Source organism: Variovorax fucosicus, from assembly GCF_030316825.1.
Lineage (GTDB): Bacteria > Pseudomonadota > Gammaproteobacteria > Burkholderiales > Burkholderiaceae_C > Variovorax > Variovorax fucosicus.
The window spans coordinates 1477172-1501171 of record NZ_JASZYU010000001.1 but is presented as its reverse complement, the minus strand read 5'-3'; the positions used below and the strand labels follow the sequence as shown (position 1 = coordinate 1501171).

The 24000-nt window shown below is 68.3% G+C and carries 23 protein-coding genes; 14 read left to right on the top strand and 9 right to left on the bottom strand.

Annotation, left to right across the window (positions count from 1 at the left end):
- Positions 1 to 17: 17 nt before the first annotated feature.
- Complete coding sequence (locus QTI05_RS07015; protein WP_286623593.1) at positions 18 to 1277, bottom strand: branched-chain amino acid ABC transporter substrate-binding protein; 1260 nt, start codon at positions 1275 to 1277, stop codon at positions 18 to 20.
- On the bottom strand, positions 1274 to 1945 hold the full coding sequence (locus tag QTI05_RS07010) for a TetR/AcrR family transcriptional regulator (RefSeq protein ID WP_286541142.1): 672 nt from the start codon (positions 1943 to 1945) through the stop codon (positions 1274 to 1276). The genes QTI05_RS07015 and QTI05_RS07010 overlap by 4 nt, the downstream gene beginning before the upstream one ends.
- Before the next feature lie 64 nt (positions 1946 to 2009).
- Here QTI05_RS07010 and QTI05_RS07005 point away from each other — a divergent pair, with 64 nt between their 5' ends.
- The 6 genes from QTI05_RS07005 to QTI05_RS06980 all read left to right on the top strand — a co-directional run bounded on the left by QTI05_RS07005 (position 2010) and on the right by QTI05_RS06980 (position 10425).
- Entirely contained in the window at positions 2010 to 3629 is a 1620-nt protein-coding gene (locus QTI05_RS07005; protein ID WP_286623591.1) for an AMP-binding protein, read from the top strand.
- 8 nt (positions 3630 to 3637) lie between these two features.
- Positions 3638 to 6937, top strand: coding sequence for a carboxyl transferase domain-containing protein (locus tag QTI05_RS07000; protein ID WP_286623590.1), 3300 nt, complete (start codon positions 3638 to 3640; stop codon positions 6935 to 6937).
- A 65-nt stretch (positions 6938 to 7002) separates the two neighbouring features.
- Entirely contained in the window at positions 7003 to 8256 is a 1254-nt protein-coding gene (locus QTI05_RS06995; protein ID WP_286541145.1) for an SGNH/GDSL hydrolase family protein, read from the top strand.
- Between the two features lie 129 nt (positions 8257 to 8385).
- The gene (locus QTI05_RS06990; RefSeq protein WP_286623588.1) at positions 8386 to 8793 is read left to right on the top strand and encodes a thrombospondin type 3 repeat-containing protein; all 408 of its coding nucleotides are present in this window, start codon (positions 8386 to 8388) and stop codon (positions 8791 to 8793) included.
- A gap of 201 nt (positions 8794 to 8994) precedes the next feature.
- Positions 8995 to 9186, top strand: a complete 192-nt coding sequence (locus tag QTI05_RS06985) for a hypothetical protein (protein WP_286623587.1) — start codon at positions 8995 to 8997, stop codon at positions 9184 to 9186.
- 12 nt (positions 9187 to 9198) lie between these two features.
- Positions 9199 to 10425, top strand: coding sequence for a hypothetical protein (locus QTI05_RS06980; RefSeq protein WP_286623585.1), 1227 nt, complete (start codon positions 9199 to 9201; stop codon positions 10423 to 10425).
- Here the strand turns inward: QTI05_RS06980 and QTI05_RS06975 are convergent.
- From QTI05_RS06975 to purU, 3 genes are read right to left on the bottom strand one after another with little or no spacing between them, the layout of a single operon-like run.
- Positions 10422 to 11147: an LrgB family protein gene (locus QTI05_RS06975; protein ID WP_286541149.1), complete on the bottom strand. Its 726-nt coding sequence runs from the start codon at positions 11145 to 11147 to the stop codon at positions 10422 to 10424. The genes QTI05_RS06980 and QTI05_RS06975 overlap by 4 nt on opposite strands.
- Positions 11147 to 11497, bottom strand: a complete 351-nt coding sequence (locus tag QTI05_RS06970) for a CidA/LrgA family protein (RefSeq protein WP_286623584.1) — start codon at positions 11495 to 11497, stop codon at positions 11147 to 11149. Before QTI05_RS06970 ends, QTI05_RS06975 begins: the two co-directional genes overlap by 1 nt.
- Before the next feature lie 13 nt (positions 11498 to 11510).
- Entirely contained in the window at positions 11511 to 12359 is an 849-nt protein-coding gene (purU, locus tag QTI05_RS06965) for a formyltetrahydrofolate deformylase (RefSeq protein ID WP_286541151.1), read from the bottom strand.
- Positions 12360 to 12448: 89 nt separating this feature from the next.
- On the opposite strand from purU, the gene aptA reads away from it, so the two are divergent.
- Positions 12449 to 13783, top strand: coding sequence for an omega-aminotransferase AptA (gene aptA / locus QTI05_RS06960; protein WP_286623582.1), 1335 nt, complete (start codon positions 12449 to 12451; stop codon positions 13781 to 13783).
- Here the strand turns inward: aptA and QTI05_RS06955 are convergent.
- A complete protein-coding gene (locus tag QTI05_RS06955; RefSeq protein ID WP_286623581.1) occupies positions 13767 to 14588 on the bottom strand; it encodes a ChaN family lipoprotein in 822 nt (273 codons plus the stop codon). The genes aptA and QTI05_RS06955 overlap by 17 nt on opposite strands.
- A 68-nt stretch (positions 14589 to 14656) precedes the next feature.
- Here QTI05_RS06955 and QTI05_RS06950 point away from each other — a divergent pair, with 68 nt between their 5' ends.
- On the top strand, positions 14657 to 15721 hold the full coding sequence (locus tag QTI05_RS06950; protein WP_286623579.1) for an AbrB family transcriptional regulator: 1065 nt from the start codon (positions 14657 to 14659) through the stop codon (positions 15719 to 15721).
- 112 nt (positions 15722 to 15833) lie between these two features.
- On the opposite strand, the gene QTI05_RS06945 is transcribed toward QTI05_RS06950, so the two are convergent.
- Positions 15834 to 16145, bottom strand: coding sequence for a BTH_I0359 family protein (locus tag QTI05_RS06945; RefSeq protein ID WP_286541156.1), 312 nt, complete (start codon positions 16143 to 16145; stop codon positions 15834 to 15836).
- A gap of 77 nt (positions 16146 to 16222) precedes the next feature.
- Entirely contained in the window at positions 16223 to 17386 is a 1164-nt protein-coding gene (locus QTI05_RS06940) for a DUF3108 domain-containing protein (protein WP_286657794.1), read from the bottom strand.
- 108 nt (positions 17387 to 17494) lie between these two features.
- On the opposite strand from QTI05_RS06940, the gene QTI05_RS06935 reads away from it, so the two are divergent.
- Positions 17495 to 18505: a fumarylacetoacetate hydrolase family protein gene (locus QTI05_RS06935; RefSeq protein ID WP_286623576.1), complete on the top strand. Its 1011-nt coding sequence runs from the start codon at positions 17495 to 17497 to the stop codon at positions 18503 to 18505.
- A 16-nt stretch (positions 18506 to 18521) separates the two neighbouring features.
- On the opposite strand, the gene QTI05_RS06930 is transcribed toward QTI05_RS06935, so the two are convergent.
- Positions 18522 to 19313, bottom strand: a complete 792-nt coding sequence (locus QTI05_RS06930; RefSeq protein ID WP_286623575.1) for a helix-turn-helix transcriptional regulator — start codon at positions 19311 to 19313, stop codon at positions 18522 to 18524.
- A gap of 74 nt (positions 19314 to 19387) precedes the next feature.
- Between QTI05_RS06930 and QTI05_RS06925 the strand changes: the two genes are divergently transcribed.
- The 5 genes from QTI05_RS06925 to QTI05_RS06905 are packed head-to-tail and all read left to right on the top strand — an operon-like array spanning position 19388 to position 23992.
- Positions 19388 to 19915, top strand: coding sequence for a VOC family protein (locus tag QTI05_RS06925; RefSeq protein WP_286623574.1), 528 nt, complete (start codon positions 19388 to 19390; stop codon positions 19913 to 19915).
- A complete protein-coding gene (locus QTI05_RS06920) occupies positions 19908 to 21038 on the top strand; it encodes an alpha/beta hydrolase (RefSeq protein WP_286623573.1) in 1131 nt (376 codons plus the stop codon). Before QTI05_RS06925 ends, QTI05_RS06920 begins: the two co-directional genes overlap by 8 nt.
- A 7-nt stretch (positions 21039 to 21045) precedes the next feature.
- Positions 21046 to 22791 carry an FAD-dependent monooxygenase gene (locus QTI05_RS06915; protein ID WP_286623572.1) on the top strand — a complete coding sequence of 582 codons (1746 nt, stop codon included), beginning with the start codon at positions 21046 to 21048 and terminating at the stop codon, positions 22789 to 22791.
- Positions 22788 to 23012 (top strand): hypothetical protein, encoded by a 225-nt coding sequence (locus tag QTI05_RS06910; protein ID WP_286623571.1) that lies wholly within the window; start codon positions 22788 to 22790, stop codon positions 23010 to 23012. The genes QTI05_RS06915 and QTI05_RS06910 overlap by 4 nt, the downstream gene beginning before the upstream one ends.
- Positions 23009 to 23992, top strand: a complete 984-nt coding sequence (locus QTI05_RS06905) for a Bug family tripartite tricarboxylate transporter substrate binding protein (RefSeq protein ID WP_286623570.1) — start codon at positions 23009 to 23011, stop codon at positions 23990 to 23992. The genes QTI05_RS06910 and QTI05_RS06905 overlap by 4 nt, the downstream gene beginning before the upstream one ends.
- Positions 23993 to 24000 lie beyond the last annotated feature (8 nt).

Below are 24000 nucleotides of genomic sequence, written 5' to 3'. Positions count from 1 at the left end.
CTTGTTCGGCGCGCGCCTTATTGCGCCGGCCGCACCATCTTGCACTCCGTGCCCTGCGCCAGCTCGTTGCCGGTATAGACGGCATCGGTTCGGAAGCCGTACGTGGTGCCTTCCCAGCCGACCTTGACGGCCTTGCCGTCCACCGGCGCGATGGTGTTGACCACCTGCGGCAGCAGCAGCTGGTGGTCTTCGGCGCGCATGCGCACCGGGCCGACCACCGATTCGAACGTGAGGTCTTCCATCGCCTTCGCGATCTTCGACGCATCGGTGCTGCCGGCCTTGACGATGGCGGCGGCCAGGATGCGCGGGGTCATCTCGATGCGTGGCGCCAGGAAGTCCTTTTGCGTCTTGGCCTTGTAGGCCTTGGCCAGCGCGTCGACCTTCGGCACGTCGGCCTGGCCGGGGTGCCATTCGGCGACCCAGGTCAGCTGCCCCATCCTGGCCTGCGAAACCGCCAGAACGGTGCCTGGCACCGAGCCCGCACTGTGGTTGAAGTAGCGCAGGTTGTAGCCGGCATCGCCCGCGGCCTTCAGCAGCAGGGTCATGTCCTGGCCCCAGTTGCCGGTGATCACCGAATCGGCGCCGCTCTGCTTGATGTTGGCGAGGTAGGGCGAGAAGTCCTTCACGCGGCCGATCGGATGCAGCGCCTCGCCGACGAACTGCACGTCGGGCCGCGCGAGGCCGACCATCTGGCGGCCGTAGCTGGCCCATTGCTTGCCGTGCGCGTAGTCCTGGTTGAGCAGGTAGACCTTCTTCACGTCCGGCGTCTTCTTGATGTAGTTGGCAATCGCCTTCATCTTCATCGCGGTGTTGGCATCGGTCTGGAAGTGCCAGAAGCTGCACGACTTGCCGGTGAGGTCGGGGTCGATCGAGGAGTGGTTCAGCACGAGCAGCTCCTTGCCCGGATTGCGCTCGTTCCAGCGGTTCACCGCCTGCACCAGCGCCGCCACCACCGACGAGCCCGAGCCGCCGGTGACGATGGCGCGTGCGCCCTGGTCGATCGCAGCCTGCAACGCGCTCTGGCTTTCCTGCGCCGAGAGCTTGCTGTCGAACTGGAGCAGTTGCATCTTCTGGCCGCCCGGCAGTCCGCCCCTGGCATTGATGTCGTCGATCGCGTAGCGCGTGTGCGCCAGCATCAGCTCGCCGACATTGGCGAACGGGCCCGAGAGCGGATCGATGTAGGCGATCTTGTAGGTGGCCGGCTGTGCCAGCACGGCGCCGCCGGCCAGCAAGAGGGATGCGAGCGCCACCGGGCGCAGCGAAAGGGCGAGCTTCATGGGGTGTCTCCAGTGGGTTTGATCTTCAGGCCGAGCACACGCCCCGCCAGGGTGCTGAGCTCGGCCACCACTTCGTCTGCCGACAGGCGACCGTCGGGCCGGTACCAGGTGTAGAGAAATCCGGGCAGGCTGCAGGCTGCGAGCGCGGTGATCTTGGTGTCGGCAAAGTCGAGGTCTCCATCGCGGCGCGCCTGTTCGAGCAGCGGGCACAGCCGGCCGTAGAAGTGGTTGGCCAGCTTCTTCAGCGCGGCCGTGTATTCGGGCCGGTAGACCTGCGGCTCGCGGTACGGAAAGAAGCCGCAGGGGTAGTGCGCCACCGTCGCGCGGATCAGCCGCTCCAGCGCTTCGAGCACCTTGGCGCAGGCCGGGCGTGCATCATCGGCGGGCAGGTCGAGCACGGTGAAGCAGGCGACCGCCGGCCGCCATGAGAGCACCTCGAAGATCTCCTGCTTGTCGCGGAAGTAGTAGTAGACGAAGGGCTTGGTCACGCCCAGGGCGCCGACGATCTGCGCCATCGTGGTGTTGGCATAGCCCTGGCGCGCGAACAGCTCGGCCGCGGCCTGCAGGATGCGCTCGCGCTGCACTTCGGTGCTGGCGGTGGCCGCGCGCTGGCGTCCCGTGCCATGGGGAAGCCCGGGTTTGTGCGGTGTCTCCAAAGTTCTACCCATCGGTAGGATTGTTCGGGCACGATCTGGCGAAAGCGGCTATCGCTAACCCTGAGAGAGTGACGCCATGGAGACAAAAGAAGTTCGTCCGCAACAACCCCTGCACGCCTTCCTGCGCGACAACGCACGTCTGCGCGGCGACCAGGCGGCCTGCATCTGGTACGGCACCCGCATGAGCTGGGCCGAACTCGATCGCGCGAGCGACGCCTTCGCCGCAAGGCTGCAAGCGCTAGGTGTGCGCAAGGGCGAGCCGGTCGTGCTGTTCCTCAACAACTGCCCGCAGTATCTGGTCGCGCACTTCGGCATCCAGAAGATCGGCGCCATCGTCTGCCCGAGCGGGCCGCTCAACAAGGAGCATGAGCTGGCCTACCAGGTCGGTGACCTGAAGGCACGCGTGATCGTCGCGGCCTCGTCGTTGCTGCCGGTGGTCGACAAGGTGCGGCCGCAGAGCCAACTGGAGCATGTGTTCGCGGTGCACTATGCCGATCTGTTGCCGCCGGAGCCTGCGCTCGACCTGCCGGCCGAGCTGCGTATCGCGCAGCAGGCGCAGCAGGCGCCGCGCGAGCTGCCCGTGGGCTGCGAAGACTTCCTGGCCGTGATGCGCAGCGGCGCGACGCCGCAACCCGTGGCGGTCGAGCTCGACGACGTCGCCCTCATGACCTACACCTCGGGCACCACCGGCCTGCCCAAGGGCGCGATGCTGAGCTATGGCAATGCGCTGTTCAAGACGGCGGCAGCGGCCGACTGCAACGGCGTGACGGCCGACGATGTGCTGCTCTCCATCGCGCCGCTGTACCACATCGCCGGCATGCTGATGGGTGTCAACGTGCCGGTGCTGACCGGTGCCACGTCGGTGCTGCTGCACCGCTTCGACCCGCACGCGGTGCCGCAGGCCATCGAAAAATACAAGGTGAGCTGGTGGTACAGCATCGCGCCGATGAACGTGGCCGTGATGCAGCTGCCCGACATCGCGTCGTTCGACCTGGCCAGCCTGCGCATGAACCCGGTCACGAGTTTCGGCATCACCTTCACTGAAGGGCTGGCCGCGCAGTGGAAGGGCTTCGCGAAAAACTGCACCTCGTTCGAAGCCGCCTATGGGCTCAGCGAAACCCACACCTGCGACACCTACACGCCGCATCACGCGCCGCGCTGGGGCACGCAGGGCGTGCCGGTGCCGGGCGTCACGATCCGCATCGTCGATGCCGACACCGGCGCGGATGTGCCGACCGGAGAGATCGGCGAAATCGTGCTGGCCAGCCCCGGCACCTTCAAGGGCTACTGGAACAAGCCAGAGGCCACTGCGGCCACCTTGCGCAACGGCTGGGTGCACACCGGCGACATGGGCAAGCTCGACGCCGACGGCTACCTCAGCTTCATCGGCCGCTTCAAGGAAATGATCAAGGTTTCCGGCTACAGCGTGTTCCCGGAAGAGGTCGAGACCATCCTGATCAAGCACCCCGCGGTGGCGCAGGCTGCGGTGATCGCGCAGCCCGATGCCGAGAAGGGCGAAGTGGTGAAGGCCTTCATCGTGAGGAAGGCCGGTGCCGAGGTCGATGCCGACGCATTGATGGCCTGGTCGCGCGACAACATGGCCAGCTACAAGGCGCCGCGTTCCGTGGCCTTCATCGATGCATTGCCGACGACGGGCGCCGGCAAGGTGCTGCGCCGCCTGCTCAAAGACCAGTAAAGGCATTCGTGTTCAAAAAAATTCTTGTGGCCAACCGCGGCGAGATCGCGGTGCGGCTGGTGCGTGCGCTGCGCGATCTGGACATTGCCAGCGTCGGCGTGTTTGCCAGGGACGATGCGCAGGCGCTGCATGTGCAGCTGGCCGACAGGGCCGTCGCGCTCGATGCCACCGGCCCCTCGGCCTACCTCGACATCGCGGCGCTGCTTGCCGTGGCGCGCGCCGAAGGCTGCGACGCGGTGCACCCGGGCTATGGCTTCCTCAGCGAACGCGCCGACTTCGCGCAGGCCTGCGCCGATGCCGGCCTGATGTTCATCGGCCCCACGCCCGACCAGCTCGCGCTGTTCGGCGACAAGGCGCGCGCCCGCGCGCTGGCCGAACAGTGCGGCGTGCCGGTGATGCCTGGCAGCGCCGGCGCGGCCACGCTGGCGCAGGCCCAGGCATTTTTCGCCGCGCAGACCGCTGATGGCGCGCAGGCCGGCGTCATGGTCAAGGCCATCGGTGGCGGCGGCGGCCGCGGCATGCGCGCGGTGCTGCATGCCGAAGACCTGGCCGAAGCGCACGCGCGCTGCGTGTCGGAAGCCAGGGCGGCGTTCGGTGTCGACGGCGTCTACGTCGAGCGCCTGATGCTTGACGCGCGGCATATCGAAGTGCAGGTGATCGGCGATGGCATGGCCGTCGCAAGCCTGGGCGAGCGCGAGTGCACCTTGCAGCGGCGCTTTCAGAAGTTGGTCGAGATCGCGCCGAGCCCGTCGCTGCCGGAGTCGCTCCGTGCGCAAATCACCGATGCGGCGCTGCGCATGGCCAAGGCGGTCGGCTACCGCAGCCTCGGCACCTTCGAGTTTCTGGTCGATGAAAGCTCGACGTCGCTGCCCTTCGTGTTCATCGAAGCAAATCCGCGCCTGCAGGTCGAGCACACGGTGACCGAAGCCGTGACCGGGCTCGACCTGGTGCAGTTGCAGATCGCCGTGGCAGGCGGCCAGCCATTGCGCGAACTCGGCGTCGAAGAAGGGCACACGGCGCCGCAACGCGGCTTTGCGATCCAGTGGCGCATCAATGCCGAGACGCTCGATGCAGCAGGCCAGGCGCGGCCTGCGAGCGGCACGCTGTCGCGTTTCGATCTGGCCGAAGGGCCCGGCGTGCGCGTCGACAGCCACGGCTACGCGGGGCTTGCGCCATCGCCGCACTACGACACGCTGCTGGCCAAGCTGATCGTGCAGTCGTCGTCGCCGCGCTTCGCCGACGCGCTGCGCCGCTCGCTGCGCGCGCTGGAGGAGTGCCGCATCGAAGGCATTGCGACCAACCTTGCGCTGCTGCGCGCCATTGCCGCGCGGCCCGAGTTTGCGACGCAGGCGGTGCACACGCGCTTCGTCGAAGCGCACCTCGGCGAGCTGCTGGCCGCGGCGGCCCGGCTCGAACAACCGGCCAGGAAGGTGACCACACCCGCCGCGGTCGCGCCTGCACCTGCGCCGGATGACGACGACGGCCTGACGATTCGGGCGCCGATGGCCGCCAGGCTCGTGCAGTTCGAAGTCGCGGTCGGCGACGTGCTGCCGGCTGGCGCACAGCTCGGCGTGCTCGATGCCATGAAGATGGAGCATCTGCTCAACGCACCGCAGGCCGGCCGCGTGGTGGCACTGTTCGCGGCGCCGGGCGACTACCTGGTCGAAGGGCAGCCGCTGGTGCAGCTCGAAGCGGTCGATGCGCATGCGGTCGAGGCCGAGGTGCAGGCCGCGCACGACCTCGATGCGATCCGCCCCGATCTGCAGAAGGTCATCGACCGCCACGCGCCCACGCTCGATGCCAACCGCGCTGCGGCCGTGGCCAAGCGCGCGCAGCAGGGCGGCCGCACCGCGCGCGCCAACATCGCCGACCTGTGCGACCTCGACACCGACCCCGGCAACTTCAGCGAGTACGGCGCGCTCGCCATCGCGGCGCAGACGCGGCGGCGCAAGCTGGACGACCTGATCGCCAACACGCCGGCCGACGGCATGGTCACCGGCATCGGCAGCATCAACGCCAGGCAGTTCGGCCCCGAGAAGTCGCGCTGCGCCGTGCTGGCCTACGACTACACGGTGCTGGCCGGCACGCAGGGCATGCGCAACCACCACAAGACCGACCGCATGCTCGGCATCGCGCACCAGCTCAAGCTGCCGGTGGTGCTGTTCGCCGAGGGCGGCGGCGGCCGGCCGGGCGACACCGACATGCCGATCGTGGCCGGCCTCAACAACCACACCTTCAGCCAGTTCGCGGCGCTGTCGGGCAAGGTGCCGGTGGTCGGCATCGTGCATGGCCGCTGCTTCGCGGGGAACGCGGCGCTGCTGGGCTGCAGCGACGTGATCATTGCCACGCGCGGCAGCAACATCGGCATGAGCGGACCGGCCATGATCGAAGGCGGCGGGCTCGGCACCTTCGCACCGGAGCAGATCGGCCCGAGCGGCGTGCAGTCGAAAAACGGCGTGATCGACATCCTGGTGCAGGACGAGGCCGAGGCGGTCGCAGCGGCGAAGCAGTACCTCTCGTACTTTCAGGGCACGACGCTGGACTGGCACTGCGCCGACCCGCGTGCGCTGCGCCATGCGGTGCCGGAGAACCGGCTGCGCGTGTACGACGTGCGCGCCGCGATGCGCGGCCTGGTCGACAGCGGCTCGCTGCTCGAACTGCGCGCCGGCTTCGGCGCCGGCATCCTCACCGCGCTGGCGCGCATCGAGGGCAAGCCGGTCGGGCTGCTCGCCAACAACCCGCAGCACCTGGGTGGCGCGATCGACGTGGCCGCCGCCGACAAGGCCGCGCGCTTCATGCAGCTGTGCAACGCGCACGGGCTGCCGATCGTCGCGCTGTGCGACACGCCCGGCTTCATGGTCGGCCCCGAGATCGAGGCGCAGGCGCAGGTGCGCCACGTGTGCCGCATGTTCATGGTGGCCGCGCACCTGCGCGTGCCGTACTTCTGCGTGGTGCTGCGCAAGGGCTACGGGCTCGGTGCGCAGGCGATGGCGGCAGGCGGCTTCGATGCGCCGGTGTTCACCGTGGCCTGGCCGACCGGCGAGTTCGGCGCGATGGGGCTCGAAGGCGCGGTGCGGCTCGGCTACCGCAAGGAGCTCGAGGCCGCGGCCGAGGGCGCCGCGCGCGACGCGCTCTTCACGCAACTCGTGGCGCAGCAGTACGCCAACGGCGAGGCCATCAACATGGCGCAGACACTCGAGATCGACGCCGTGATCGACCCGGCCGACACGCGGGTCTGGCTGGTGCGCGGCCTGGCCTCGGCGGCGCGCCCGCCCGAGCCCGCAGTCGCCTACGTCGACACCTGGTAACACGTCCCGGGCGCCTCGGGCGTCGCGGGGGCCATGAGGCCTTTAGACTGCGCGGCTTTGGTCGCATGAAACGAACTTCGCTGCTCGTCTGGCTGGTGCTGCTGTGGGCTGGCGCGTGCGTGGCCCGGGCCGATCCGGCGCCGCCGCGCTGGGTCGCCAGTTGGGCCGCCGCCCCGCTGCAGCACTTTCCGGCCGCCGCCCCTGCGGGCGCCGCCCCGGCGCCTGCGGCGTTCCCCGCGCGGACGACCCTGCGCCAGCGCGTGTTCCCCACCGTGGGAGGCGACCGGGTGCGCGTGCGCTTCTCCAACCTGTTCGGCACCGTGCCGCTGCATGTGGCCGAAGCGACTGCCGCGATCGGCACGGGCGGGCCTGGCGTGTCGCCGGCCACGCTACGGCCACTGTATTTCGGCGGGCAACGGGCAATCACCATTGCGCCGGGCACCGAAGCCTGGAGCGATGCGGCACCCGTCGCGGTGCGCGCAGGGCAGGCCGTGGCAGTCAGCTTCTATCTGGACGAGGCGACGCCGTTCGGGACGGCGCACCACCTGCCGTTGAGCGCGACTTGGGCCGTGCCCGGCAATTCGGTGGCCAGTGCGATGCTCGAAGGCGCGGTGCAGCCCGATTGGAACCACATCGTCACCGGGCTCGATGTGGCGGGCCCCGCATCGGCCCGCGTGGTGGTGGCTTTCGGCGATTCGGTCACCGAGGGCGTCAACGCGTTTGCGCCGGTGCGCACGCGCTACCCGGACCGGTTGGCAGAGCGCCTGCGGGAGCCGGCGAAGAACAGCACGACCGTGGCGGTGCTCAATGCCGGCATCTCGGGCAACCGCCTGCTCAGCGACTGGATCGGCCCCAAGGGCATCGACCGGTTCGAGCGCGATGTGCTGGGGCAAAGCGGCGTGACGCACGCGATCATCCTGATCGGCATCAATGACATCGGCTTCGGCGCGCTCAACGGCCCGGCCGGCAGCCCGGTGCCCGTGGGCGATCCGGTCAGCGCGGAGCAACTCACGGCAGGGCTGCAGCGGCTGATCGACCAGGCGCGTGCCAAGGGTGTGAAAGTCGTGCTTGGCACGCTGATGCCGATCAAGGGCAGTGGCTACTGGAACGCAGACAACGAAGCGCGGCGGCAGGCCGTGAACCGGTGGATCCGCGGCCGGCAGCAGGTCGGCGTAGTCGACTTCGATGCGGTGATGCGCGATCCGCGCGACCCGCAGGCGCTGAATCCGCTCTATGACAGCGGCGACCACCTGCATCCGGGCGATGCCGGCTACGCGGCCATGGCGTCGGCGATCGACCTGCGCCAGTTGCTTGAATAGGGGCGGGAAACAGCAGCTCGCCGGGTTACGGTTGGCGATCCGGCTTTACACAAGCTGCCGAGTCCCGCTGACAGAGGCTTTACACGGCCTGCCCACCATGAAGGCTCCTGTAACTCATGAGGAGCCCCCATGAAAAGACTCATTCTTGCCGCCGGCGCCGCCACCGTGTTGTCGCTGGGCGCCTTCACCGTGCCGACGGTTGCGCAAGCTCAGCCCCGTGTCACGGTTCAGGTCGCACCGCCCCCGCCGCGCGCCGAACGTGTGCCAAGGCTGCACCGCGGCCAGGCGTGGGTGCCGGGCCATTGGGAATGGCGGGGCAGCCGGTATGTGTGGATCCGCGGCCAGCAGGTTCGCGCGCGGCCCGGCTATCAGTACCGCGCGCCCGAATGGCGTGAGCGGGACGGCCGTTGGGAAATGCGCCGCGGCCAATGGGATCGGGATCACGACGGCGTGCCGAACCGTGCCGACCGTGATCGCGACGGCGACGGTGTGCCGAACCGTGCCGACCGCCGGCCGGACAATCCGAACCGCAACTGATCGACCGCAGTCATCGTGAACAGACGCCCGCCAGCCATGGCGGGCGTTTTTTTTGTGAGGCAGGAGGTATGGCGTAGGCCATGCCGGCATTACCCCCGAAGGAGGATGCGCGACACCAGGCGGCTCGCCATACTGGCGCCAACCCGCCACGGCCTCCGGCCGACGCGGGATCTGGAGGGCCCTTCGATGGACGCCACCCCGTTGTTCCGGCCGCTCGTGGCGGCCGCGCTGAGCTTGCTGGCACTGGGCGCATCCGCGCAGGTACCCAAGCATGCGCCCGGCACCATCTGCTTTACGCCCCGCCTGTGGTGCTGGGCCCAGCCCCCGGGCCAGCCGGGCGGCGCGTGCAGTTGTCCCACGCCGTATGGTCGTGCGGAAGGCACGCTCGGCTGAGCGGAGGTGGCGATGGAGCAGACGGCGAACGCACAACCGATCGTGGATCTCGAAGCGCTGGTGTCCGACCTGCGCCTTGTCTGCGCCTACGCCGCCAAGGCGGGGCTGATGACCGAGGATCTGCTGGCGGCTTCCGACCGCGCCGACCAGGCGCTGCTCGACCCGCAAAGAAGGGATGCCAAGCCGGTTCTGGCCGCGCTCAGCCTCGGTGCGCAGCGGATCGCGCCCATGACCGTGGCAGACCTCAAGTTCAGGCGCGACCCTTTCCTGCCCGAAAACCAGCAGCGGGGCCGCGTGGCGCAGTTCTGGCTTGCGTCGTTCGCGCTGGTCGTGCTGGGCTTTCTGGTGGTCTACATGCTGGCGCTGCAGAGCGAGCAGGATGCGCTGGCCAACATCGAACAGGTGCAGCGCCTGAATGCGCGCCAGAAGCTGTCGGCGCTGCGCCGCATGGCCCAGGACAAGCAACTCACCGAGCGCGCCGCGCTCCAGGAACAGTATCGGGAGAAGGCGGTCGAGCTCGCTTTTATCTACGGGCGGATCGTCAATTCCTACGGGCAGAGCCGCGCTGCGGCCGACATGACGCTCAATCCCGTGATCGGCCTGCACAAGGCGTGGCAGGACTGGATCGCCACCTTCACCGCAGCGGACAAAGGCATGCCCACGCTTGCGCCAAGCCCCGATCCGGAGCTGTGCCTGGGCGGCGATGACGGCGACTTCAAGCCGCCCAAGAGCATCACGCAGCAGCCGCCCTGGCTTCAGACCGCAGTGAAGGACGATGTGGCGGACTTCTGCTTCCTGATCAATGTCGTTGGCCGCGACCAGCCGGCGTCGAACATCGACAGCCAGATCCAGGAGCAACTGACGATGGCGCCGCAGATCAAGTTCAATGCCTCGGCCCGGGCGCAGTGGATCCTGCCCTTTCTCTATGGGCTGCTCGGCGCCACCGTCTTCATGATGCGGCACGTGGCCAGCGTGCGCACGCCGGCCGTCGAATGGTTTCCGATGTTCATGCGCGTCACGCTGGGCGGCGTGGCCGGCATCGTGATCGGATGGTTCTCGACGGCCAACGGCAGCACCTCGCTGCAGGGTGCCAGCAGCCTGTCGCTGCCCTTTGCGGCGGCCTTCGTCACGGGCTATGGCATCGACGTGCTGTTCTCGATGCTGGACCGCGTGACGCGGTTGATCGGGTCGCCGACCGTGCCTGCCACCGGGGCCGAGCGAAGCGCGGCGGCTGGCTAGAGCAGGCGAAACACCAGCGGCATCAGCAGCGCCGCCAGCACCACCTGCAGGCCGAGCGCGAGCCCGGCATAGGCGCCGGCGTCGGCGTTCACATGCAGCGCGCGTGCCGCGCCGATGCCGTGCGCCGAGGTGCCGAGCGCAAAGCCGCGCGCTGCCATGCCCAGCGGGCCGGTGCCGATGCGCAATGCATCGAACAGGTACTTGCCCGAGAGCGCGCCGATCATGCCGGTGAGCACGGCGAACACGGCCGACAGCGCCGGGATGCCGCCGATCTTTTCAGCAATGCCCATCGCGACCGGCGCCGTGACCGACTTGGGCGCCAGCGACAGCACCACGTCGTGCGGCAACCCCACCGCCCAGCCGAGCGCAAGCGCCGAGCCGCTGGCGGCGGCACCGCCGAGCAACGCTGCCAGCAACAGCCGGCCGTAGCGTGCGCGCAGTTCGGCACGGCGCTGCCACAGCGGCCAGGCCAGTGCGACGACGGCCGGCCCGAGCAGGAAGTGGATGAACTGCGCGCCGGCAAAGTAGGTCGGGTAGTCGACGCCGGTGGCGAGCAGGCAGCCCGCAATCACCACCACCGACCACAACACCGGATTGGCCCACGGTGCATTGCCCAGCCGGCTGTAGGCTGCCTGCGCGAGCAGGTACACCACCAGGGTCGCCGTCAGGCCGAACAGCGGCGTTGCCGTGAGGTAGACCCAGAGCTGGACGAAGTGCGGCATCAGGCGTCCTTTCTCGCGCGGTCGGGCCAGAAGAGCACCAGCGCCGTCACCGCGAGCCCGATCCAGGTCGACAGCGCGATCACCAGCAACATGCGGCCGCCGTACTGGCTCACGAGCGCCAAATGGGTCATCACGCCGACGCCCACCGGGATGAACAGCAGCGAAAGGTGCGAGAGCAGAAAGCCGGCGCATTCGCCGACGGGTTCGCGGATCGCTTCGAAGCGCAAGCCGGCGAGCATCAGGACCAGTCCGAGCACCGGACCGGGCAGCGGCAGCGAGAGGCCGCGCGACAGCAGTTCGCCCGCGGACTGGAACACCAGCAGCCAGGCGAGCCCGCGCAAGCCCTGCATTGCGCGCGGCCTCTCAGCGGAACACCACGGTGCGGTGCCCGTTCAGCAGCACGCGGTGCTCGCTGTGCCACTTCACGGCGCGCGCCAGCACCTGGCTCTCGGTGTCGCGGCCGCGTGCGGTGAGGTCTTCCACCGTGTCGGTGTGGTCGGCGTGCGCCACGTCCTGTTCGATGATCGGGCCTTCGTCGAGGTCGGCCGTCACGTAGTGTGCGGTGGCGCCGATCAGCTTCACGCCGCGGTCGTGCGCCTGGTAGTAGGGCTTGGCGCCCTTGAAGCTCGGCAGGAACGAATGGTGGATGTTGATCGCGCGGCCGGCCAGCTTCTGGCACAGGTCGTTGCTGAGGATCTGCATGTAGCGCGCCAGCACCACGAGTTCGGCGCCCTCGGCCTCGATGACCTCGAGCTGCTTGGCCTCGCCCTGTGCCTTGGTTGCGGCCGTCACCGGGATATGGTGGAACGGCACGTTGTAGCTGGCCGCGAGCTGGTAGAAGTCGCGGTGGTTCGAGACGATGGCGCGCACGTCGATCGCAAGATGCCCGCTCTTCCAGCGGAACAGCAGGTCGTTCAGGCAGTGGCCGTCCTTGCTGACCAGGATCACCGTCTTCATCGGCACGGCGGCGGCGTGCAGTTGCCAGTGCATGCCGAAGCTCTCGGCCAGCAGCGCGATCTGCGAACGCAGCGCGGCCTCGTCGGGCACGGCGCAGGCGAAGCGCACGCGCATGAAGAACAGGCCGGTGTCGTGGTCGTTGTATTGGGCCGCCTCTTCGATGTTGCCGCCGCGCTCGAGCAGGAAGCCGGAGACGGCGTGCACGATGCCGGTGCGATCGGGGCAGGAGAGGGTGAGGATGTACGCAGTGCTCATAAGGGCGAGCATTGTCGCAGCCGCGGCAGGGGTGCATGGCCGGTGCCAGAATGCCCCTTTCCCCCAGCGCGCCGCGCCAGGAGCGACCCATGGCCTTCAACGATTTCAACATGGACAACCAGTGGTTGCCCTTCACCCCCAACCGCCATTTCAAGAAGGATCCGCGCGTGTTCGTGGCGGCCGACGGCATGGAGTTCACCACGCACGACGGCAAGAAGGTGATCGACGGCATCTCGTCGCTCTGGTGCGTGGGCGCGGGCCATAAACGGAAGCCCATCAACGAGGCGATCAAGCAGCAGCTCGACACGCTCGACTACGCCACCGCCTTCCAGGTCAGCAACGACCGTGCGTTCAAGGCGGCCGAGATGATCGCGGCGCTGGCTCCCGGCGACCTGAACAAGGTGCTGTTCTGCAACTCGGGCAGCGAAGCGGCCGATACCTCGCTGAAAGTGGCGCTGGCCTACCATCGTGCGCGCGGCGAGGGCCACCGCAACGTTTTCATCGGCCGCGAGAAGGGCTACCACGGCGTCGGCTTCGGCGGCATGTCGGTCGGCGGCATTCCGGGCAACCGCAAGGTGTTCGGCACGGCGTTCCTGCCGCGGGTGGATCACATGCGCTTCATCCACGACTCGGTGAACCATGCCTACATCCACAACGAGGAGCCAGCCTGGGCCGAAGACCCGCTGCTGGAGCTCGAACAACGCATCCTGCCACTGCACGACCCGAGCAACGTGGCTGCGATCATCGTCGAGCCGGTGGCCGGTTCGGCCGGCTGGTACCTGCCGCCCAAAGGCTACCTGAAGCGGCTGCGCGAGATCTGCGACAAGCACGGCATCCTGCTCATCTTCGACGAGGTCATCACCGGCTTCGGCCGCATGGGCACCAACTTCGCATCGGACTACTACGGCGTGGTGCCCGACATGCTGAACTTCGCCAAGTGCGTGACCAACGGCGTGATTCCGATGGGCGGCGTGATCTGCCGCGACAAGCTGTACGACGCGATGATGAAGACCGATGCGCCCGAGCACGTGGTCGAGTTCTTTCACGGTTACACCTACTCGGGCCATCCGGTGGCCTGTGCCGCGGCCATCGCCACGCTCGACCTGCTGCAGCGGGAGAACCTGTTCGCGCGGGCCGGCGAAATGGGCCCGGTGCTCGGCGACGCGTTCCACAGCGCCTTCAAGGGCCTGCCGAACGTGGTCGGCATCCGCAGCCTGGGCCTGGCCGCAGCGGTGGAGCTCGCGCCGATCGCCGGCTCACCGGGCAAGCGCGCCTACGACATCTTCCTGGACTGCTATCACAAGGGTTCGCTGGTGCGGCCGGCCGGCGAGGTGCTGGTGATCGCACCGCCGTACATCGTGGAAAAGGAGCACATCGACACGCTGGTCAACACGCTCGCCGACAGCATCAAGAAGCACGCTTGAGCGTGGCGCAGTAGTCTTTCTCGGGCAGCGGCGCGGTCTGCCAGGTGCGGTCGAACTCGGTGTCGGCCTCAGCCGGCGCCGAAGCCGATGCGAGCAGCCTGACCGACACCACCTTGATGTCGGTCGGCAAATGCTGCGGCACGCCGAGCGTACGCAGCGCGTGGGCGCTGCCGGAGATGAGCAGCACCGTCTTGCCGGGCTGGCGCGCCTTGACGATCGTCTGCGCCATCGCGCGGTCGCGCGCGATCTGGATGCGTGTCATCGGCACGATCTGCGCGGCCGGCAGCAGGTTGCAGTGGCCACTGCGCACCGCCTCCTGCTGCAGCACGCGGGCCGCGTCGCTCAGTTGCGCATCGAGTGACACATCGACCATCGCGTCCTTCATGCGGGCGCGCGGCATGTTGGCCCCGATCACCGGCACGCCGGCCCGTACCGCGGCCATCACGGCCGGGCCGTAGTCTTCCCAGGGCCAGGCCTTGTCCTGCCATTCGAGCGCGGCGCGCACCTGGGCCTCCGTGGCCGTGGCCGGCAGGCGCGCGGTGCTCTGGCCGTCCTCGGCCATCTCGAGCGCCAGCGCGGCGAGTTGATCCTTGGCGAGCAGCGCTTCCACCGTCTCGCGTTCGATGCGGTGATGCTCGTCGGCATCGTGCTGCTCGCCCAGCAGCAACGCGTCTGCGGGCAGCAGCGCGGCAACGCGCTTCGCCACCGGCGCATCGGCTGCGGGTGGCAGCCAGGCACAACCGGCGGCCAGCAAGGTCACCGACACGGTCAGGATTGAAAGCGGGCGCAGGCTGGTGAACAACATCGCAGGGATACTAAGCGAGGGCCTTCTCTGGCCGTGCCATCCCTTTTCGCTTTCGCCTGTCTCCGTTCGTGTCTTCCCGCTTCTTCGTTCGCGTGCTCGGGACGCTGCTGCTCGCGCTGGCGGCCGCCGGCCTCTGCCTGCTGCTGCACGCGCCGCTGCCCTGGATGATCGGGCCCTTGCTGGCGGTGTCGATCGCGTCGATCCTGGGTCAGCCCACGGCCAGCTACACGCCCTTGCGCAATGGCGGCCAGTGGGTGATCGGCGCCGCGCTGGGCCTTTATTTCACGCCCTCGGTCAGCGCGCTGGTGGTCAGCGTCTGGTGGGCGATCGGGCTGGCCATCGTCTGGGCGCTCGCGCTCGGCTGGCTGTTCGGTCAATGGCTCCATCGGCGACATGGTGCCGAGATGCGAGGCGTCACGGGGCCTGCCATGCGGGCGACGACTTACTTCGCAGGCGCAATCGGCGGCGCGTCCGAGATGACTTTGCTGGCCGAGCGGGCCGGCGCGCGCACCGACCTGGTGGCCGCAGCGCACAGCTTGCGGCTCATGGTCGTGACGGTAACCATCCCGTTCGCCATGCAGTTCAGCGGTCTGCACGGGCTCGACGCGCTGCCGCCGCTGATTCGCGACGTGCGCTGGGGCGGGCTTGGCTGGCTGGCCGTCGCCACCGGCGTCGGAGCGCTGCTGATGCGCGCCAGCGGCCGTACCAACCCATGGTTCATCGGCCCGCTGCTGGTCGCGATGGGATTCACCATGACCGGCACCACGCTGTCGGCCGTGCCGACCTGGCTGTCGAACGCGGCCCAACTCGTGATCGCCGTCAGCCTGGGCGTGCGTTTCAGCCGCGAGTTCCTGTACACGGCGCCGCGCTGGCTGGCGTCGGTGGCGCTCGGCACGGTCGCGATGCTGGTGTTGTGTGGGGCTTTCGCGGTGCTGCTGGCCTGGGGCACCGGCCTGCACTGGGCCACGATGGTTCTCGGCACCTCGCCCGGCGGCATTGCAGAAATGGCAATCACGGCCAAGGTCTTGCAGCTAGGGGTGCCGGTGGTGACGGCGTTCCAGGTGTGCCGACTGGTGGCGGTGCTGTTGATCGTAGGGCCGCTCTACAGCCGTCTCTACGCAAAATCAGCTTGATTACACATTCGAGAACCACCGCGGAACCGGCTCCGCCGGGCCGCCGGTGGCGCCCCCGGCAGGGGGTTGGCGCAGCGACACGAAGTGCGCGCAGCCTGGGGGCGATCCAAATCTAGTGCATCAGCACCGGGTTTTGTGCCAGTTCGGCGTACCCCTCGAGGGTGTCTTCCACCTCTTCCTGGGTCGGGGTATTGAGCTGCCAGGCGGTGATCTTCTGATGGAACAACTCGGCCCAGGAGCCATCGAGGTAGACCTCCTTGCCGGAGCGCTTGTCCACGATTTCAAAACCGTGGCGAGCCAGCACCGGGATGTTGGGCGCGATCGGTTCATCGTCCTCGTTGGGTTGCACGTGTACGACGACGAAAGAATCCGAGTCATAGAGCATCTGCATGGCGGGGTGGCTCCTGTAGTCGATTGCATTCATGATCACTAGATAGCAATCAACGCGCCAGTTTCAAGAACTGCCGACTGTTTGCAGGCATTTGGCCCACAAGAGCGTGATCAATTCGCCACCGGCGGGGCCGTTTTGTCGCGCAATTGCATGTCGATGATGTCGCCATCGGTCTGCGTTTGCCGGATTCGGACAGGCAAATAGCCGATTTCAGGTGCCAGCCAAAGCTCGAGTTTGTGGTCGAACTCGCGGCGCGGGCTGCGGGTGAGCTTGCGCACCGTGAAGTCGCCCGCCGGCACGTGCATCGGTTCTTCGCCCTCGACGTTGAAGACCCAGACGTCGGCATCGCGCGGCCCGACGGTCTGCACCTCGATCTTGCTGCCTTCGGGAAAGCGCTTCGGATCGCCGGCCATCAACGCGCCGAGCTGCATCACCACGCTGAGCCGATCCTGCGCACCCGGCAGCAGCGGCACCGTGGGCGCGTTGTTGCTGAACACCACCTTGCCCTGGTCGCGCACCAGATGCGAGGCCACCTCGGCCTTGCGCGCCTCCGAAAACCGCGTCGGCGCGATGCCGCTGCCGTCGACGCGGCCAGTGCTGGTCTGGCGCAGGAAGGTGCGAAACAGCATCGTGAGCGACAGCCGGGCGTTGTACTCGGCGCCGTTCTGCAGCCAGATCAGCTCGCCGAACACGCCTGACATCGGTTGCGGGCCGCGCTGGCCGGTGACGTCGAAGGCGAGGCGCACCGAGCCTGGCACGACCAGTGGCTGTGTGGCGCCGGCGGTCAGCGTGGCCATGGCGGGGTTGGAGCCGCCGGCCGGGCCCGCTGCGTCCGGTGCCGGCGCCGCAGCGACGCCGTCGGGCCCGGAGGCAGCAGATGCCGGCGCCTCCGCGGCGGGTTCGGCAGGTATCGGATCCTGCGAGGTTTCCGCCGTCAGCACCGGCGGTGTAGCCGCTGGCGGTGCCGGATCGACGCGTGGCGGCGTGATCGCACGCGGGCGCTTGGGCGGCGCGGGCCTGGCCACGCGCACGGGCGGCGGTGGTGCCGCAGCAGGCGCCGGTGCCTCTGCAGCGGCCGGCGGCGGCGCGATCACGATCGTGCGGGTGATGAACTTGCTCGCGAGCGGCAGTTGCTCCGACCCGATGCCTGCGGGCATCAGGCCCAGCACCACCAGGTGCACCGCCACCACCAGCACGGTCAGCAACGCGAGCACGCGCCAGGCCGGGCGCGCTGCGCCGGCCAGCGGTGGAGCAGCATCAGCGGTGCGCGGCATCGTCGTCATGGCAGGTGGAAGAGGGCGGGCTCGGTACACTGCCGCCGTTCAACCAGTTTAGTAGAGCGATGCCGGCCGCCCGGCGTTCCGCACCGACCACCGTACCCCATGAAACTCGCCACCTACAAAGACGGTTCGCGCGACGGCCAGCTCGTCGTCGTCTCGCGCGACCTCGGCAGCGCCCACTACGCCACCGGCATCGCCAGCCGCCTGCAGCAGGTGCTGGACGACTGGGGCTTCATGAGCCCGCAGCTGCAAGACCTGTACGACAGCGTCAACGCTGGCCGCGCACGCCATGCCTTTCCGTTCGACCCCGCGCAGTGCATGGCGCCGCTGCCGCGCGCCTACCAATGGGCCGACGGCTCGGCCTACCTGAACCACGTCGAACTGGTGCGCAAGGCCCGCAATGCCGAAGTGCCCGAAAGCTTCTACACCGACCCGCTGATGTACCAGGGCGGCAGCGATGATTTCATCGGGCCGACCGACCCGGTGGTGGTCGCGAGCGAATCCTTCGGCATCGATTTCGAGGCCGAGATCGCGGTCGTCACCGGTGACGTGAAGATGGGTGCCTCGGCCGAACAGGCGCTCGACGGCATCCGCCTCGTGATGCTGGTCAACGACGTGAGCCTGCGCAACCTGATCCCGGCCGAACTCGCCAAGGGCTTCGGCTTCTTCCAGAGCAAGCCCGCCACCGCGTTCAGCCCGGTCGCGGTCACGCCCGACGAACTGGACGACGCCTGGATCGGCGGCCGCGTGCATCTCACGCTGCAAAGCACCTGGAACGGCCGCAAGGTCGGCCTGTGCGATGCCGGCGACGAGATGACCTTCCACTTCGGCCAGCTCATCGCGCACATCGCGAAAACGCGCAACGTGCGCGCGGGCAGCATCGTCGGCAGCGGCACCGTCAGCAACAAGGGAGTCGAGAAAAAAGACGGCGGCATGGACTGGCCCAAGGGCTATTCGTGCATCGCCGAAAAGCGCTGCATCGAAACCATTCAGGACGGCCAGCCGAGCACCGAGTTCATGAAGTACGGCGACACCATTCGCATCGAGATGAAGGGCAAGGACGGGCAGTCCGTATTTGGCGCGATCGAGCAGGAAGTCGTCGCGCCGCATTGATGGCTGGCTGAAGCTTTCAGCGGCCCCCAAGCTCCAGCAGCAACGCCTTCAGCGTCCCGATTCCCAGCCGCCGGAATGCACGGTACTGGTGGGTGCGCACGGTGCTGAGTTCCACGCCCAGCGCGCGCGCCGCTTGCTTGGCGGTGCGGCCGGCCAGCAGGTGGCCGATGACCTCGCGCTCGCGCACGGTCAGCACCAGCAGGCGTGGCTCGGTCGGCCGGATGCCGGAGGATTGCTGCGAGGTGGCCGCCCCGACCAATCCGCGGCTGTGCGCGGCGGTGGCCTCGGCCAGCAGTGCGCCGTGCGCGGCAATCAGCCCGAAATCCGCTTCATCGAACTCCGGCAGCGCCAGGCTGCGATAGAAGCTCACGGCCGCGCGCTGGCCGCCGGGCAACAGCAACAGCACCGAACTGCGCTCGCGAATGCCGACATCGCCATAGCAGGCCGCGCGGTAGGCCGGGTCGGCCACCTCGTCGGCGCGCTGGTGGCTCAGCCACAACTGCGGCTGCTTCGGCAGCTTGCGCGCCGAGAGCCACACCATGTTGGGGTCGAGCAGGTCGAAGCGGTTCTCGATGTAGCGCTCCGATGTCAGCGCCGCGGCATCGCCGTAGTTGCTGGCCGTTGAAACGGTCACCACGCGGCCGCTGGCGCCGAGCGCGAACACGGTGCAGAAGGTGAGCGGAAGCACCTGCTGCATCGCGGCCAGAAAGCCGTCGGCGAGGTGCGGCGTGCCGATGCCGGCAACGATGCGCACCGCGACCGAAGCGTCCACAGGCGTGCGGGCGGGATGGATGCGGCGTCGCTTCATGGGATCTTGGGGTAAATACCTCGTACGAAGTTACGACACGCAGCAACGGGGGGCATCGGGACAATCCCTCCACCATGACGCACCCCACGACGCTCCATCCGATCCACGGCCTGCACCACTTCGCTTGGCGCTGCCGCGATGCCGAGGAAACCCGCCACTTCTACGAAGACATCCTCGGCCTGCCGCTCACGCACGTGATCAAGAAGGACACGGTGCCCTCCACCGGCGAGCACTGCCCCTACGTGCACATCTTCTTCCGCATGGCCGACGGCTCGCACATCGCATTCTTCGACCTCGGCGACAACATGATCGCCGCGCCTTCGCCCAACACGCCGGCCTGGGTCAACCACATCGCGCTGCGTGTCGAATCGGACCAGGCGCTGCAGGACATGAAGGCACGGCTGCAGGCCCACGGCATCGACGTGATCGGCATCACCGACCACGACGGCTACATCCACTCGATCTACTTTTTCGACCCCAACGGCCTGCGGCTTGAACTGACCACCGAGCTCGCGACCCAGCCCGTGCTCGAGGGCTACAAGCGCGACGCGCACGCATCGCTGGCGACCTGGACGGCCCAACGCAGGGCCGCGCATGTCTGAGGCCGAGCTCGTTGTCATCGACGTCCAGCCAGGCGTCACCATGGAAAGCCAGTCGGGCCTGCAGGCGCTGCGCCCGCGCATCTTCGGCGCGCTGATGCGGCCGAAAGGGCAGGGCAGCGGCACGGCGGCGATCGTGATGCATCCCACCAGCAACTTCATGGGCCACTACCTGCTCGAGCCGCTGGCCGCACGCGGCATCGCCTGCATGGGGCTCAACTCGCGCTATGCGGGCAACGACACCATGCTGCTGATGGAAACAGTGCTGCAGGACCTGGGCGCCGGCGTGAAATGGCTGCGCGCGCAGGGCTTCCGCAAGGTCGTGCTCGTCGGCAACTCGGGCGGTGCGGCGTTGTCGGCGTTCTACCAGTCGCAGGCCGAGTCGCTGACCGCAACCACCTTTGTCGACGGCCTGCCCACGCACCTGTCGCCGGCCGATCTGCCGCCGGTCGATGCGCTGATGCTGTCGGCCGCGCACCCGGGCCGTTCGCGGCTGCTCGCCGAGTGGCTCGATCCCTCGGTGATCGACGAGGCCGACCCGCTCGCGACCGACCCGGCCTTCGACCTTTATGCGAGAGGCGAGCCCGTGCCCTTCGCGGGCGACTACGTGGCGCGCTTTCGGGCCGCCCAGCTTGCACGGCGCGACCGCATCGAAGCCTGGGTGTGGGGGCGGTTGCGCATGCTGCGCGGCACGCCGGGAGCGCCGTCGGACCAGACCTTTCTGGTCTACCGCACCCACAGCGACCCGCGCTTCCTGGACACCTCGCTCGATGCCAACGACCGGCCGGTCGGATCGATCTGGGGCGACGCGCGCACGGTCAACTACGCGGCCAATGCGATGGGCCGTTTCAACACGCTGCGCTCATGGTTGTCGCAATGGTCCTCTGCTTCGCAGGCCGATGGGCCGGCCTGCCTCGCGCGCACCTCGGTGCCAGTGCTGCTGATGACGCACACGGCTGACGGCTCGACCTTCCCGAGCACGGCCGCACTCTGGCGCGAGGCGGGGCGCGACCGGCTCACCGAAGTACCGGTCGTCGGCGGCAACCATTACCTTGCGGGCCAGCCCGCGCTCGTCACGCAATCGGCCGACACGATGGAAGCCTGGCTGCAACGGGTTCTGCATTGAGATTTCGATGAGCCCTTCCGCCATTCCCACCGTTCCCTCCGCCCGCGCCGGCGACGCTGCCTCGGGGCCGCTGCCGCCCATGGCCGGCGATGCGTTGCCGCCTTCGGTTGGCGCCTTCCACTACACGCGCTTTGCGCCTTTCACGCCGCCGCTCGAGGACGGCATCGCGCCGGGCCGGCATCCCGTCGTCATCGCCGGCGGCGGGCCGGTCGGCATGGCGCTCGCGCTCGGCCTTGCCAACCATGGCGTGCGCAGCGTGATCCTCGAAGCCGACGACACCGTCTGCGTCGGCAGCCGCGCGGCCTGCATCTCGCGCCGCAGCCTGGAGATCATGGAGCGTCTCGGCGCACTGCCCGCGTTCCTGGCCAAGGGGCTGCCGTGGACAGGCGGGCGCAGCTTCTACAAGACCGACGAGGTGTTCCGCTTCGAGATGCCGCACGACGACACGCAGAAGCTGCCGCCGATGATCAACCTCGAGCAGTACTACATCGAGCAGTACCTGCTCGACCAGATCGAGCGCCGCAACGCGGCAACGCCGGGGGTGGTCGACATCCGCTGGGGCACCGAACTCGTCGCGCTCGCGCAGGACGACGAGGGCGTCACGCTCGACGTGCGCAATGCCGACGGCGGCTACACCCTGCATGGCCAGTGGCTCGCCGCCTGCGACGGCGGCCAGAGCTTCGTGCGCAAGGCGCTCGGGCTGGCGCTCGAAGGCACCGGCTACGAGGGGCGCTACGTGATCATCGACATCGAGCTGCACAGCGATCACCCCACCGAGCGCCGCGCCTGGTTCGATCCGCCCTGGAATCCGGGTTCGACCGTGCTCATGCACCGCCAGCCCGACGACATCTGGCGCATCGACTACCAGCTTCGCGCAGGCCAGAGCACCGAAGAAGCGCTGCAGCCCGCGGCTGTTGCCGAGTTCGTGCAGCGCCATCTCGACGCGATCGGCGAAGGCCATCTGCCATGGCACACGGTCTGGACATCGGTCTACCGTGCCGGCGCGATGACGCTCGCAAGCTACCGCCACGCACGCGTGCTGTTTGCCGGCAACGCGGCGCATGCGATGCCGATCTTCGGTGTGCGCGGCCTCAATTCGGGTTTCGACGACGCCGACAACCTCGCGTGGAAACTTGCCTTCGTGGCGCGCGGCGTTTCGGACGCGGCGCTGCTCGACAGCTATTCGCAGGAGCGCATCGCGGCCTTCCACATCAACGCCGAGAGCGCGATGCGCAGCACCGAATTCATGTCGCCGCCCTCGCGCGGGTTCGACCTGCTGCGCGAGGCCGCTTTGTCGCTTTCGGCCCGGCACCGCGAGATCGCCAAGCTCATCAACCCGCGGCAGACCGAGGCGGTGCGCTACGACGACTCGGCCCTCTCGAGCGAGAGCGACGCGCTGGCTGCGGGGCCGAAGCCCGGCGAAGCGATGCCCGAGTTGCAACTGGGCCCGGATCGGCACCTGACCGATCTTCTGCAGGCGCCGGCTTTCACCTTGCTGGTGCTGCAGGGCGAGAGCGTGCCGTTCGACATGGAGGGCGTGCCGCTGGTGCAGCACACGCTGCAGCGCGATGCGCACAACGCCGCCGCCTTCGCCGCGCTCGGTGCTGACGAGCTGCGTGGCGCGGTTTACCTGCTGCGCCCTGACGGCCATGTGGCCGCGCGCTGGCGCGACGCGCCACCGGTCGAGGTGCTTCGGCAGGCGCTGGTGCGCGCCGGTGCGCTGCATCCTGCCGCGAACCTGGAGCCCGCATGACCGCCACGCTGCCACCCGAAGCCCGCGACCGCCTCTACGCCGCGTGCGCGAATGCCATCAGCGAAGCCGGCGACGCGCGCGAATCGCTGTTCCTTGCGCGGCTCGCGCTGCTGCTGTTCGAACAGGTCGGCGACGAGGCGCGCTGCCGCCAGGCGCTGGCCGACGCGCTGGACGCGCTGCCACTACCATCCCTTTCATCATCCCCGGAGACAACAACTTGAACGCCCAACGCAGAACCCTCCTCACCGGCCTGGCCGCCGCTGGCGCCACCGCCACCCTCGCACCGTGGGCGCGCGCCCAGGGCTACCCCGAGCAACCGGTCAAATGGATCGTGCCGTACCCGGCGGGCGGCGGCACCGACGTGATCGCGCGCACCTTGTCCGAGGCGATGCGGACGGGGCTCGGCCAGGCCATCGTGATCGACAACCGGCCCGGCGCCTCGACCAACATCGGTGCGGATTTGGTGGCGAAGTCGAAGCCGGACGGCTACACCATCATGTCGGCCGACAACGCCGTGCTGGCCTTCAATGAATACCTGTTCGGCAAGCTGCCGTTCAACCCCGAAAAAGACTTCAGCTACATCGGCGCGATCGGCCGCTTTCCGCTCGCGCTCGTGGTGCACCCGGACTTTCCGGCGCAAGACTTCAAGGCTTTCCTGGCCTACGCGAAGGCCAACCCCGGCAAACTGAACTACGCTTCCCCCGGCAACGGCTCGCCGCACCACCTTGCGATGGAAATGTTCAAGAACCGCACCGGCACCTTTCTCACCCACATCCCGTACCGCGGCGCCGCGCCCGCGATGGCCGACGTGATGGGCGGCCAGGTGCCATGCATGTTCCTCGACCTCGCGTCGGGCCTGCCGATCATGCAGGGCAACAAGGTGCGCGTGCTTGCGATCGGCTCGGCGCAGCGCAACAAGCTGCTGCCCAATGTGCCCACGCTGGCCGAGGTCGGCGTGCCGAACACCGAGGTGTTCGCGTTCCAGGGCGTGCTCGGCCCGGCCGGGCTGCCTGCGCCGGTGGTCGCCAAACTCAACGGCGAACTCAACAAGGCCTTCGGTAATCCGGCGGTGCAAAAACGCTTCAACGATTTCGGCATGGAAGCGTTGCCGGGTACGCCCGAGCAGTTCGCGGCGCTGTCGCGTGCAGAATCCAAGCGTTGGGGGCCGATCATCAAGGCCCAGGGCATCAAGCTGGACTGAGGGAATCG